Origin of the sequence: Micromonospora sp. NPDC047740 (assembly GCF_043204735.1) — a bacterium.
In the GTDB taxonomy this organism is placed as follows: Bacteria; Actinomycetota; Actinomycetes; order Mycobacteriales; family Micromonosporaceae; genus Micromonospora.
In genome coordinates this window covers 33,006-45,328 of sequence record NZ_JBIDCT010000006.1, presented here as the reverse complement: position 1 = coordinate 45,328, position 12,323 = coordinate 33,006, and the positions used below count along the sequence as shown (strand labels likewise).

The window sequence follows — 12,323 nt, the reverse complement described above, 5'->3', positions numbered from 1 at the left end:
AGAGGAGGCAGGCGACCGTGGCCGAGAGATCGACCGCTCGCCCCGCCGATGGGGCCGCCCAACTTAACGACCCGGCAAGTGACATAGACAGCTGGATCTCTCAACTGTCGCGACCGGCAGCAAGCGACTCGGACACAAACTCCGAGTGGCAGGCGGCCGCCGCGCCGCAATGGCGCGACGACGTCTCGGATCCCTACGAGGAGTTGTACACACCCGCGGAGACGAACCAGGAGCACGACGGGCGGCACGCACGGCACCGGGCACACCAATACGAGGATGAGTCCGAGCAGTTCGACGGGGCGTACGGCCAGTGCGAGCGCGCGTACCGGCAGCCGGACCCGATTGCCTACCCGGAACCGGAGCGTGACGAGCCCGACCACACTTATCAGTACGACGAGCACGAGCTGGCCGATCGGGAGCAACGGCGGGCCCCGGAGCCGTATGTCGATGCCGGACCGGTCCACGAGGACGCGTACGCGGCGCTGCAGGAGACATACGTCCTACCGGAGGTGGGCTATACCCACGAGGAACACCATCCGCAGGACGATGACCCCGGCCGCAACGGGTACCGCCACGAGGAGCCCGATGCCCAGGACCTCGAGGCGGTCGAGGACGGGCGGCCACGGGTGCAGCACCGGAAGCTTGATGCCCGCCCACGGCCGGCCAGCCGGCGGCGCCGGCTGATCACGGTCGGCGGGCTTGCCTTGGGGATGCTGCTCGGCGCTCTGGCGTTCATGTGGGGGTCGAGCCCGCCGCCGGAAGGCGGGCTGCCGCTGTCGACCGCGACCATCCCGCCGGACGCGTCTGAGGAGCCGATCACTCTCCCTGTGATGCCGTCAACGGCGCCCACTTCCGCGACGCCGAGCAGCTCTTCCGCCACGCCCAGGACTACACGGTCGGTCACACGGTCCGCCACGCATAGCGCCACACCGTCAACCACAGGTTCCGCCGCGCCGCCCTCGAGACGCGCCGTGACCACGCCGACGCCGACGCCGACCCAAAGCTCGGGTCCGCTCCTGCTCGGCCCGTCGAGCAACGACGGGGTGGCGACCATGGCCCAGCAGTACTGCGATCAACACGCCGCCGGAAGCTCAGCCCAGCCCCGCAACGACGGCCGTTGGCAGTGCACGAAGCTTCTCTTCGCGTCCGTCGTCGAGATGGACGTCGCCTGCCGCGACACGTACGGTGCGGGCGCCTACGCACAAACGTCGAATCCTGGCGATCCATACGCTTGGCGGTGTTACCGCTGACAATCATGGCTCCGCCACTGAGCCCGATCTCTGGCCGGCGTCCTACAACCACTTTCAGACACCTAGCGGCGTTGCTGATGCCGCTCGATCTCCTTCTCCAGCAGCGCGAGGCGAGCATAGATGTCAGCGAGGTGCGCTGCTGCCTGCTGCGTACGAGCATGTAGGTCGTCCAAGGTGCGGCAGATCTGGTCCTCGGCGTGATCTGGGACCGGAACGGGCGCCTCGGCCGTCGTCATCCCTGTTCTCCCCAGGTCGAGCAGCCCGTTGGCGGGGCAGCAGTTGCCCACACCGTACCCGGGCCTCTGACCAGGTAAACCATCATGCCGTGCGATCGGCGCCGTGTCATTGGCCTGCGATTCACTTGATCGGCCGGGCGGCGCCGAGGGGCGGGTGGAACCGCTCGAGGTCGTCGGCGTGTACCAGGTAGTGGTGGGTGAGCACCGTGACGTCGTCCCCTGATGCGCGAGCGGTGGTCGATCGCGAGCGGCTTCGTCGGCCGGCCACCTGAGCGTCGAGTGCCCTACGCCCTCACGGCCAGCCCTTCGTCACCTGCTCACCGAAAGGCAGGACCAGCGGCACCACATCGCGAACACTGTCTGCGCACGTCCGCTCACGCAAATGTAACGGCTGGAGGGGCGTACCACTTGTCATGGTGGAAGGTCGAGGGGCGTGGCCCTCGCGGTAGGCGACACGAACTCGTCCCGCTCACCCGAACAGCGCACCAGACGCTCCGTTGAAGGCAATCCGGTGGCGTACTCAACGACCCGCACCGAACCGACACGCCGGCGTGGCCGCCACGCCGCCGTATCCGTCTGGAACCAGTGTCGCGGTCACCGTGGTGGCCGGTAGGTGGGTTGGTCGATCTGCGCCAGGTCCAGTCGGGCCGCGTGGGTGCGCTGTTGGGCTGCCTGCGCGGGATGTCGCTCACTCCGCTGTACCCCGGGGTTGAACGGCGGGGCTGCCGGTCGGGTGATCATCGGTAGCACCGCCAGGCGTACGGGTCACCCGGATTCGATGTCCGTGCGTAGGCGCCCGAATCGTACGTGTCGCGGCAGGCGACGTCCATGTCGACAATGGACGCGGAGAGAAGCCTCGTACATTGCCACCGGCCGTCGTTGCGGGCCTCTGCTGAGCCCCCCGTGTACCGATCGCAGTACCGCTGGGCCATGTTCGCCACACCGCGGCTGCTCGATGGGCCGAGCAGGACCGGGCCCGAGCTCTGCGTTTGCGTCGGAGTGACCGACGGTGTGGCGCTGGGCGTGCCGGAGGAACTGCGTGGCGCCGCTGAACTGGGCGACGTGGACGGTACCTCCGGGAAGACGATCAGCTCCTCGGACGGGTCCGGCGGTGTGGTGGCCGCCGACACCGGCAGCCCGCCTTCCGGTGGGTGGCCCGACCCCCACATGAACGCTAGGGCGCAGAGCAGCGCCCCTAACGCGAGCCCTCCGACCGGAATCAGCCAGCGGCGCCCTCGGCTGGCCGGTCGCGGGCGGGCACGCCCGTGGCTGTGCTTCCCTCGATGCCGCCGGTCCTCCTCCGCCTTGGGGTCCTGCGGGTTGGACTCCTCGTGGCGGTACTCGTTGCGGCCGGCGGAAACATCGTGCGGGTAATACCCCTCGTCGGTGTAGCCCGCCTCCGGCAGGCCGTGCCTTTCCTGCTGCGCGCCGTACGCGCCTCGTGGACCGAACTGGCCTCGATCGGTCGGTACGGATCGTGGTCCCGGCGTTCCTCCCGATAGGCCTGGTCGTGCTCGTGGTACAGATAGGCCCGGTCGGGCCCGTCGTACTCGGGTTCGGGGTCGGAACTGCCCTCGAATGAGTGTGCGTGAGTGTGTATAAGGGCAGTCTGGGTGGGTGGTGCTACGGTCTTCGCGTGAATCTGACTGAGTGGGCGCGAGCGCAGGGGATTAGTCCCCACACGGCGTATCGCTGGTTTCGTAACGGGACGCTTCCCGTGCCCGCTTAGCGTGTTGGGCCGCGCATGATCCTGGTGAACGTCGAAGCCAACACCACTGCGGAAGCTGTCGGAGGGCTGGGCTTGTATGCCCGTGTGTCCTCCCACGATCAGAATACTGACCTGGAGCGCCAGGTCGCCCGGCTGTCGTCGTGGGCTGTGAAGGCCGGTCACCGTATCGTGCGTGTTGAGGCGGAGATCGGCTCCGGGATGAACGGCAGCCGCAGCAAGGCACGTCGCCTCCTCGCCGATCCGGACGTGACCACCGTGGTGGTGGAGCACAAGGACCGCCTTGGGCGGATGAATGTGGAGCTGGTTGAGGCCACTTTGTCCGCGCATGGCCGTCGTTTGGTCGTCCTCGATGACGGCGAGGTTGCCGACGATCTGGTGCGGGACATGGTGGAGGTGCTGACCTCGTTCTGCGCTCGCCTGTACGGCCGCGGCTCGGCTCGTGATCGGGCACGGAAGGCGCTGGAGGCCGCCTGGCATGGGTGAGCTGCGCCCGATCGATACGCCGTTCGTCGTAGTCGGCCCGTCCGGTGTCGCGATTCGCGACCGGCTCAAGGGACTGACCAGTGAGGATGAGGAGGTTCTGCGGCTGGTCGGTGACCATCTCGGCAGGCTTGCCGGGAAGGACCTCAAGGCCCGTTGCGTGACCGGCCTCGACCACGACAGCGACGCCTGGGCCGAGCGGAAACGTGCCCTGACGCTGGAGTCGTCCTCCCGCTGGGCCGGGTCGATCACGAAGGCCACGCACGACCAGTGGGCGCTGTCGCGCCGCGCTCAGCTTGCCCACATCCAGGGCCTCGAAGCCGGTATCAAGATGATCGCGCAGCGGCTGTCGCTGCCGGTGGGTGAGAAGGGCAGCAGGCGGGCTCCGGGCGGTTACCGCACCGCACAGGAGCGCTTCGTTAAGATCCGGCGCCTGCGTGTGCTCCAGGACCGGCTTGAGCGTGAGCGCAACGACCGCGCCGCGGGCCGAGTCCGTGTCGTCCGGGGCGGGAAGCGCCTGCTGCGCAACCGTAACCACCTCGACGCCGCCCAGCTCACCGAGGCCGAGTGGCGGCGCCGGTGGGAGGCCGAACGGCGGTTCCTGCAGGCCGACGGCGAGTCGGGGAAGCGGCACGGGAACGAGACGATCCGCGTCACCCCCGGTGGCGAGGTCTCCGTCAAACTCCCGGCCCCGCTGGCGCACCTGGCCAACGCGAAGCACGGCCGGTACGTGCTCGCCGCGACGGTGTCATTCCCACACCGTGGCGATGCCTGGCGCGACCGCATCACCGCCAACCGGGCGGTGGCCTACCGCATCCACGAAGACGTGGACCGGCGCCGCTGGTACGTGACCGCGTCGTGGACGATCCCTGCGGCCCGGATCATGCCGCTGGCCACCGCCACGGTGAACGGGATCATCGGTGTGGATACCAACGCCGACCATCTCGCCGCCTGGCGCTTGGACGAGCACGGCAACCCAGTCGGTGAACCGCGCCGCTTCTCCTACGACCTGTCCGGCAACGCGGACCATCGTGACGCACAGGTACGGCACGCCCTGATCCGGCTTCTGCACTGGGCCAAGCGGCACGGGCTGAACATCGCGATCGAAGACCTCGACTTCGCGGCGCAGAGCACGCGGGAGAAACACGGCCGCCGCAAGCGGTTCCGCAAGCTCATCTCCGGCATGCCAGTGGCCAAGCTGCGGTCCCGGCTCGTCAGCATGGCGGCCGAGTTGGGCATCACCATCGTCGCTGTCGATCCCGCCTACACCTCCAAATGGGGCGCCCAGCACTGGCAGCGCCCCCTGACCAGCACCAACCGCAAGACCACCCGTCACGACGCCGCCAGCGTCGCGATCGGACGACGCGCCCTCGGACACCCGATCCGGCGACGGACGACACCGCCCCCCGACGACCAGAGCGATCGCCGCGGGCATCGGAGCGCCCAGGCCGAACCTGGTGCCCGAGAGCGCGAGGGAACCCGCCCCCACATTCCCGGACCACGGACACGATCCGATGAAGCCGGACGCGGAGCGAACGCGGGAAACCAGTGTGCCCAACACCGTTCGGGGCACACGACTGAGCCTGTCCAACCCATGCTCAGTCTTTAGGAACGGTAGGCCAGCGGGTCGGACGTACGCGTGCCCGTGCTGGCGGTACGCCCCGTCGTACTGCTCGTACTGTTCGTCGTACTGCTGGTGTCGGTGCCTTGCGTGTCGCCCTTCGTGCTCCTGGTGGACGTTCTCGGGCTGGTACGACTCCGGCAGGTCCTCACGCCACTGCGACGTGGCCGCCCCCTGCCACTCGTGGCACAAGTCGGAATCGTCTGCTGCCAGCCGAGACTGCCGAGAGGCCCAGCTGTCCAAGCCATTCGCCGCGTCGCCGTTAGGTCGCGCAGCCCGATCGCCGGAATAAGCGGTCGATCTCTCGGCCACGGTCGCTGGCCTCCTCCGAAAGCACAGATACGGACAGCTAACTGACCTTACTCACCATCGGCCAAAAGTCCACCCGGCCATCACGCGAACAGGCGACCTTGAGCCCGTTCAGACGACCTGCGGCAGAGGCGTTAGGCGGGTGTAGCGGGCTGGCACAGCAACTCGCCCGTGGCCGGATCCTGGCACAGGTATCGGTGGCCCTCGTGCATCCACCCCCAGAGCCAGTCCTTGAACAGGGGTCGCCGGCAGTGCCGACAGGTGGCGCTTCGACTCTCCTCCTCGGGAGCCGGTTGTGCCACCTGGACAGGCGTTTCCACCTCTGCAGGCGCCACAACTGTGGGTTCCGACGAGGCGGTGGCGGAGTGGCGGGCTGGCCGGGGCTGCGGAGCAGGGATTGACGGTTTGGTCTCGACCATGCGTGTACTCCTCTGCGCCTCTACGACCGGGCCGGGCGGCACCCTCGGTTTGCCGCCACACCCGTCAGGGAAGGTGCTTAAGCCCGTTCTCTCCACAAAAGGAGGCGTTGCGGGTCGCCGTGCCGTTACGGCACCGCTGGTTAGCGGGGAAGGGGCGGGGTGTACAGGTCAAGCGTGACCTCGCCCGCCTCGCGCCGCAGGACGTCGCTTTCAAACCCCGGCGACCGCGTCCAACGCACAAACTGAACGTGTAGTTTCCGGACCATGGCCTTCACCGATGAGGAGATCGCGTACCTGCGGTCGCAGCCGCTCGGGCGGCTCGCGACGCTCGGCGCGGGCGGTCAGCCCGACGTGGTGCCGGTGGCCGTCGAGTTCGACGGGACCTTCCTGTGGGTCGGCGGTGGCGCCACCGTGCGCGGCACCCGGAAGTTTCGCAACATCGCCTCGGGAAACCACAAGGTGGCGCTGGTGGTCGACGACCTGGTGTCGCTCGAACCATTCGTCGCCCGGGGCATCCGCGTGTACGGCCACGCCGAGCAGCCTTTCGAGCGGGTCGGCCTGGTCGGTCCGGGCACCTACCTGCGCATCACGCCCACCGTGTCTTGGAGCTGGAACCTTGCCGGCGTGCCGGCCGGCGACACGTGGTACCCGTCGAACAAGACAGCGCACTAGCCCAGAACCGAACGGGCAGCGATCAGCGCCATCGGCACCGAGGAAACGGCCGGCCGGCGCGACACCGCCCATCGATCTACCGACCGTCACGCGACAATCCACGAACACGCTGAATTCAGTTGAAACGGCGTCTTACTGGGCGTTTTGATCTTGTCTGGGTGTGATTGGCGGCATACGGCCGGCCGAATGCCAGGCCAGCAGAGCAGCCGACTCATGGCTATCGGCACTATTTGCCCTGACTGATGCCGCACCGATATGCCAGCTTCGTTCCGCAGAACGTGTCTGGTTCAGAAAAGCCCTCGTATCGCCGGACTGCAGGTGCGATCCACCAGCTGGTCTACAGTAGACCATTGGCATGGTAGCGCCAGGCGATGCCGGTGCGGTTGACGTGGAGGCCCTAGCCGACAACTCCGCCAGCATGATCCGCATCGCGATGATCGACAACCTCACCAAACGCATCACCCACGAAACCACCCCAACCTGGCGAGACATCTGAAGGCGGCATTACCTACAAAATACGTGAATCAGACGCCCTCTTGAAGAGTTGCAGGCGGACGGAACGGGGGCGACGAAGGCGAATCCTTTCCGCAACTAAGATCCCGCGCGTGGATCAAACCGCCATCATTCCCGCCGTACCAGAGCCACCCCCGGTCTTTGTCGATCCAAGCGGCCGGCGGCGGCGGTGGCTGCGCCGCCTCGCGTACGGCTTCGGCGTGCTCGGTGTCGGCTACACGCTGGTGGTGGGGGTGAGCTTCGCTGGCGGTCCGGCGCGTCCCGAGACCGTCTTACCGTTTGTCGAACCCACTGCGAGCCCGTCCTGGCAGCCGCCCCCCGCCCTCTCGCCCGATCAGTCGCCCACCGCTGGTGCCTCCGCCAGGCCTTCGGCCCGGCCCACCTCGCTGCGTACCGGCACGCCGGCGGCCGGCTCTGGCGCAACATCCCGTAGCTCCACGTCTGCCAGGCCGAGTGCGCCCCGGCCCTCCGTCCCGACGTCGCCGAAGCCCAAGCCGGAGCCCACATCGCCAGGCCCGACCGGGCAGGGGTCTGCCGGTGACTGACCGCAGTGGCTTGGGGCTGAAGGCCCAGCGTCACGCGCGCCGGACGTACCGGCGTATTGTGCCGCGCCCCAGTTGGACGGTGCTCGCGATGGTGTTCGTGCTGCTCGGGGGGTTGCTCTTCGTCGAGGCGTACGCCAACGCCGCCTTCGTGCCCGATCACAAGGCCACCCCCAGAGGCCAGGACAACGTGCCCACCGAGGTACGCGACGGCGGCCCCATCCTCAACGTCGGCGCCGACGGGCGTACCCAGTCGCACCGCCTGCCGCCCCGTACCCTGGCGCTGACCTTCGACGACGGGCCGGATCCACGCTGGACGCCGGAGGTGCTCCGGGTGCTGGCGCGGCACCAGGTGAAGGCAACCTTCTTCGTCCTGGGCACGCAGGTTGTCCGGCATCCCGAGCTGGCCCGGGAGATGGTGGCGGCCGGACACGAACTCGGCGTGCACACGTTCACCCACGCCAACCTTGCCGACCTCCCCGCCTGGCGACGGCAGCTGGAGTACGAGCAGACCCAGATGGCGATCGCCAGCGCCACCGGAGTCCGGACTTCCCTTTTGCGCTTCCCATACTCGTCGCGCGCGGACGCCTATACGGACGGGGACTGGCCGCTGCTGCGGCAGGCCGGTGAGCTGGGCTACCTAACGGTGGTCAACGACGTCGACAGCCTGGACTGGGCGAAGCCCGGCATCGAGACGATGATCGCCAACGCCACGCCGTCGGGATACGCGGGAGCAATCGCGCTGTGGCACGACGCCGGTGGTGACCGGTCGGGAACGGTCGCCGCCCTTGACCGGTACATCCCGCTGATGAAGGCGCGCGGTTACCGCTTCACCACCGTGACCGAGGGGCTGAACCTCGCGCTGGCCGGGGCGGGTGTTGCGGTGGCGGGGCACACCCCGGTCAGGCTCGGCGAGCGGTGGCGCGGTGACGTGCTGGCGCTGGCGGTGCGCGCTGCTGATGCCACGTTCAGCGTCTTCGGTGTGCTCTTCGTGATCGTCGGGGTGCTCACGCTCGGGCGTACCGTCCTGCTGTTCCTGCTCGCCCTGCGGCACGCACGCCGGCGGCGGCGTCACGACTGGTCGTGGGGTCACCCGGTGACCGAACCGGTCTCGGTGGTCGTCCCGGCGTACAACGAGAAGGAGGGCATCGCCGCGGCGGTGCGGTCCCTGGCGGGCGGCGACCACCCCGGCGGGATCGAGGTCGTCGTGGTCGACGACGGATCCACCGACGGCACCGCCGACATCGCCGAGGCCCTCCGGCTGCCGAACGTACGGGTGGTGCGCAAGCCGAACGGGGGCAAGCCGAGCGCATTGAACACCGGCGTCGCGTTGGCGCGGTTCAACCTGATCGTCATGGTGGACGGGGACACCATCTTCGAGCGCGACTCGGTCCGGCGACTGGTCCAGCCGTTCGCTGATCCTCGCGTGGGTGCCGTGGCCGGCAACGTCAAGGTGGGCAACCGTGGCAGCCTGATCGCCAAGTGGCAGCACATCGAGTACGTCATCGGATTCAACCTGGATCGCCGCCTGTACGAGACCCTGCGGTGCATGCCCACCGTCCCAGGCGCGATCGGCGCGTTCCGCCGGCAGGCGCTCAACGAGGTAGGCGGGATGACCGACGAGACGCTGGCCGAGGACACCGACATCACCATGGCGCTGGGCCGGGCCGGCTGGCACGTGGTGTACGAGGAGACGGCCCGCGCGTGGACCGAGGCGCCGACCACCCTCGGACAACTGTGGAAGCAGCGGTACCGCTGGAGCTACGGCACCATCCAGGCGATGTGGAAACACGCGGCTTCGGTCTTCGACCGGGGCGCCTCCGGGCGGTTCAGCCGCCGCTGCCTGGCCTTCCTGGCGCTGTACGGGGTGCTGCTGCCGCTCGGCGCGCCGGTGATCGACCTGCTCGCCGTGTACGGCCTGCTCTTCCTCGACCGGACGGAGACCGTACTGGCCTGGCTGGCGATGCTCGGCCTGCAGTTCGTCACCGCGATCACGGCGTTCCGGCTGGACCGGGAGAAGCTTGGAGTGCTCTGGGCGCTTCCGCTGCAGCAGTTCGCCTACCGGCAACTGATGTACCTGGTGCTGCTCCAGTCGGTGGTCACCGCGTTGACCGGCGGCCGGCTGGGCTGGCAGAAGCTGCGCCGGACCGGGCTCGCGCCGCCAGCACCCGGCCGAGCCTAAGCTGGGGGTCTGTCTCGACGTGGGTTCCGTTCTGGCCTGGGTTGATGTGATGTTGCGGCGCGTCCGGGATCAGCCGGCCGCGTCGCGGGCGAGCGCGAGGGCATACTCGGGCCACCAGACCCCGCGTTCGGGTTCGCCGGGGCGGCAGGCTCCGTCGGACTCACCCGGGTACTTGATCCAGAGCAGCGCGTCGACCCGGTCGAGGCCGGGGGCATCGGTGGGTTCCTCGCCGAGTGCCCGGCCCGGCGGGTTGCACCAGCTCGGTGCGCCGTCCACGGTGGCGCCGGCGGCCGGGCCGTTGCCGTTGCGACTCGTGTCGATCACGAACCGGACATCGCCGCCAAGGGCATCGGACAACCGGTGGCCGTACCGGACGTTGTCCCGCGTACGGAGGAAATTGGCGACGTTGAGCGCGAACCCGTCGGCGTCGCGGACGCCGGCTTGGCCCAGTGCCGCGGCCAGCGACGCAGTGTCGCTGATCCACTCGGGGTGCCCGGCGTCGAGGTAAACCCGGGCCGCGCCGGTGCTCTTGAGCACGGCGACCGCGTCGCGCAGCAGCAGGAGCCGTTCCTTGAGGTTGCGGACGCACCGATCCACAGCGTCCGGGACCGCGCCGGGTTCGAGGACCACGATGACCGGCCTGCCCTCGATCCCGCCGGCCAGTTCACGGATCCAGCGCTGGTACTCCTGGCCGGTCGCTGCTCCCCCGGAGCCCTGCCGGTCACAGTCCCGGTCCGGCACGTTATGAATGACCAGGACCGGTGTCTGGCCCGCGATCGTCGCCCGGGTCAGGTAGCCGTCAACCTCCTCGCGAACCGGGGCATCGCCGCCGACCAGCCACTTCGCGCTCGGGCGGGTGCTGATCCGGCGCAGCGTCTCCGCGTCGGCGACCCTGCCGGCACGCTCCCATCGGTCGACCTCCTGAGCGGCCTCGCTGTCCGGGTCCACATAGAAGACAGGGGGCGGCGGGGGCGGCGAGAACGACGCGGAGTTGTCGACCCCACGTTCCGCAGCGCCACCGCCGCAGCTCGACAGCAACGCGATCAGTGCGACCCCGGCTGGAACAAGGGCCCAACGGCGTCGCCCGGGACGGTAAATGGTGCGTACCACGGCGGTCAGGCTACCGGCGTCTGCGCCGCCGACAGTTTCGCGGGCACGTCGCGCATCGTCCTACCGTCGTGACCAGGCGGTGGGCGACGTGCTTGCCGATGCCAGCCCTCCACCGCCCAGACCCGATCCGGATACCTGCGACCGTCCGCGAGCATGTCGGCGTAGCCGGCCTTATCGGTGCCGTACCTACTGTGATTGCTCAAGATGGGAACCCGCGTGAGGGACGCGATTTCCACTCAGAGCTAGGCAGAGTCGCCCTGCGGTAAGCAAGCTGGCAGCCGGCCGGCAGGCAAGCCCTCGACGGAGTGTCAGGTCCTGAGACTGATCTGTCACACAGGTCCCGAGATTGGACACCGGCTGCCGGCGTGTCCCACCACATGCTTGAGAGATGCGTCCCACGACATGGTTTACACATCGCCTAGCAGCCATCGTTAACCGCGCAGCGGCTGCATCAGACCTGTAGATAGATCAGGAGGCCGATCGTGGTGTTGGCGACCACGTGGGCGGCGAACGGATAGCCGATGCCGCCGGTCCGCAGCCGGATCACGCTGAGCAGGTAGCCCCACACCCCGGCCATCACGATGCCGAGCGGCCCGGAAGGGATGCCGTTGGCGTGCGAGATGCCGAACGCCACCGACTCGATCACCAGTGCCAGGTGGATTCCCCAGGTGTTGATGAGTTCGGTCTGCAGAACGCCACGGAACAGCAGCTCCTCCCAGGCCGAATTGACGAGGGCGAATCCCAGGATCACGGCGAACGCCTGCCACGGGGAGGCGTGCTGCAACTGGCCCAGGAACTCCGAGAGCTTGGGATCGTCGATGAGGGTCCAGAGGAACAGCCCGAGGACGCTGGTGACGACGACAGCGATGAAGAGCGCGATCCCGCCGGGCGTCAGCGGACCCCACCTCAGCCACGGCGCAATCGGACGCAGCAGTCCGCGCCGGTGCAGCACCCAGCCCGCCACCGCCGGCGCGACCACGAACAGCGCCGTGACCAGCGCCGGCGGGAAGCCTGCGAACACGTACAGGGAGAACAGGAATGCGACCAGGTCGCAGCAGATCACCAGGCGGAGCACGGCGGGCGACGGCCGCAGGGCCGCGACCAGCGTGATGAGCAGCAGGGCGATGCCGCCAGCCAGAGTGAGGGCGGGGCTCTCCGGCACGAGGACCACGGCGATGGCGAGGGCGGTGCCCAGGGTCAGCGCTCGCTCGGTGCGGGAGGAGGACGCCACCACCGGCACGGTCATCAAATCGTGCATCG

The 12,323-nt window shown here is 68.6% G+C and carries 7 protein-coding genes and 2 pseudogenes; 6 read left to right on the top strand and 3 right to left on the bottom strand.

Going from position 1 to position 12,323, the window contains the following annotated elements:
- Positions 1 to 17: 17 nt before the first annotated feature.
- Entirely contained in the window at positions 18 to 1,250 is a 1,233-nt protein-coding gene (locus ACGF4F_RS13020; RefSeq protein WP_393077234.1) for a hypothetical protein, read from the top strand.
- Between the two features lie 62 nt (positions 1,251 to 1,312).
- On the opposite strand, the gene ACGF4F_RS13015 is transcribed toward ACGF4F_RS13020, so the two are convergent.
- Positions 1,313 to 1,486, bottom strand: coding sequence for a hypothetical protein (locus ACGF4F_RS13015; RefSeq protein ID WP_357443538.1), 174 nt, complete (start codon positions 1,484 to 1,486; stop codon positions 1,313 to 1,315).
- A gap of 1,636 nt (positions 1,487 to 3,122) precedes the next feature.
- Here ACGF4F_RS13015 and ACGF4F_RS13010 point away from each other — a divergent pair.
- The 5 genes and pseudogenes from ACGF4F_RS13010 (at position 3,123) to ACGF4F_RS12990 (ending at position 9,953) form a co-directional block, all read left to right on the top strand.
- A pseudogene (locus ACGF4F_RS13010) lies at positions 3,123 to 3,698 on the top strand (IS607 family transposase).
- On the top strand, positions 3,691 to 5,304 hold the full coding sequence (locus ACGF4F_RS13005; RefSeq protein WP_393077231.1) for an IS200/IS605 family accessory protein TnpB-related protein: 1,614 nt from the start codon (positions 3,691 to 3,693) through the stop codon (positions 5,302 to 5,304). Before ACGF4F_RS13010 ends, ACGF4F_RS13005 begins: the two are co-directional and overlap by 8 nt.
- A 1,004-nt stretch (positions 5,305 to 6,308) precedes the next feature.
- Complete coding sequence (locus ACGF4F_RS13000) at positions 6,309 to 6,716, top strand: PPOX class F420-dependent oxidoreductase (RefSeq protein ID WP_357446575.1); 408 nt, start codon at positions 6,309 to 6,311, stop codon at positions 6,714 to 6,716.
- Between the two features lie 409 nt (positions 6,717 to 7,125).
- A pseudogene (locus ACGF4F_RS12995) lies at positions 7,126 to 7,212 on the top strand (IS5/IS1182 family transposase); the annotation flags it as partial.
- 650 nt (positions 7,213 to 7,862) lie between these two features.
- Positions 7,863 to 9,953 carry a bifunctional polysaccharide deacetylase/glycosyltransferase family 2 protein gene (locus tag ACGF4F_RS12990; protein WP_393077228.1) on the top strand — a complete coding sequence of 697 codons (2,091 nt, stop codon included), beginning with the start codon at positions 7,863 to 7,865 and terminating at the stop codon, positions 9,951 to 9,953.
- A 69-nt stretch (positions 9,954 to 10,022) separates the two neighbouring features.
- On the opposite strand, the gene ACGF4F_RS12985 is transcribed toward ACGF4F_RS12990, so the two are convergent.
- On the bottom strand, positions 10,023 to 11,063 hold the full coding sequence (locus ACGF4F_RS12985) for a glycoside hydrolase family 6 protein (RefSeq protein ID WP_357446569.1): 1,041 nt from the start codon (positions 11,061 to 11,063) through the stop codon (positions 10,023 to 10,025).
- A 451-nt stretch (positions 11,064 to 11,514) separates the two neighbouring features.
- Positions 11,515 to 12,321, bottom strand: a complete 807-nt coding sequence (locus tag ACGF4F_RS12980) for a CPBP family intramembrane glutamic endopeptidase (RefSeq protein ID WP_393077225.1) — start codon at positions 12,319 to 12,321, stop codon at positions 11,515 to 11,517.
- Between the last annotated feature and the right edge of the window lie 2 nt (positions 12,322 to 12,323).

Coding starts and splice junctions, on each gene's coding strand:
- ACGF4F_RS13005 (WP_393077231.1), top strand. CDS start 3,691: ATGGGTGAGCTGCGCCCGATCGATACGCCGTTCGTCGTAGTCGGCCCG.
- ACGF4F_RS13000 (WP_357446575.1), top strand. CDS start 6,309: ATGGCCTTCACCGATGAGGAGATCGCGTACCTGCGGTCGCAGCCGCTC.
- ACGF4F_RS13015 (WP_357443538.1), bottom strand. CDS start 1,486: ATGACGACGGCCGAGGCGCCCGTTCCGGTCCCAGATCACGCCGAGGAC.
- ACGF4F_RS12990 (WP_393077228.1), top strand. CDS start 7,863: ATGGTGTTCGTGCTGCTCGGGGGGTTGCTCTTCGTCGAGGCGTACGCC.
- ACGF4F_RS12980 (WP_393077225.1), bottom strand. CDS start 12,321: ATGCACGATTTGATGACCGTGCCGGTGGTGGCGTCCTCCTCCCGCACC.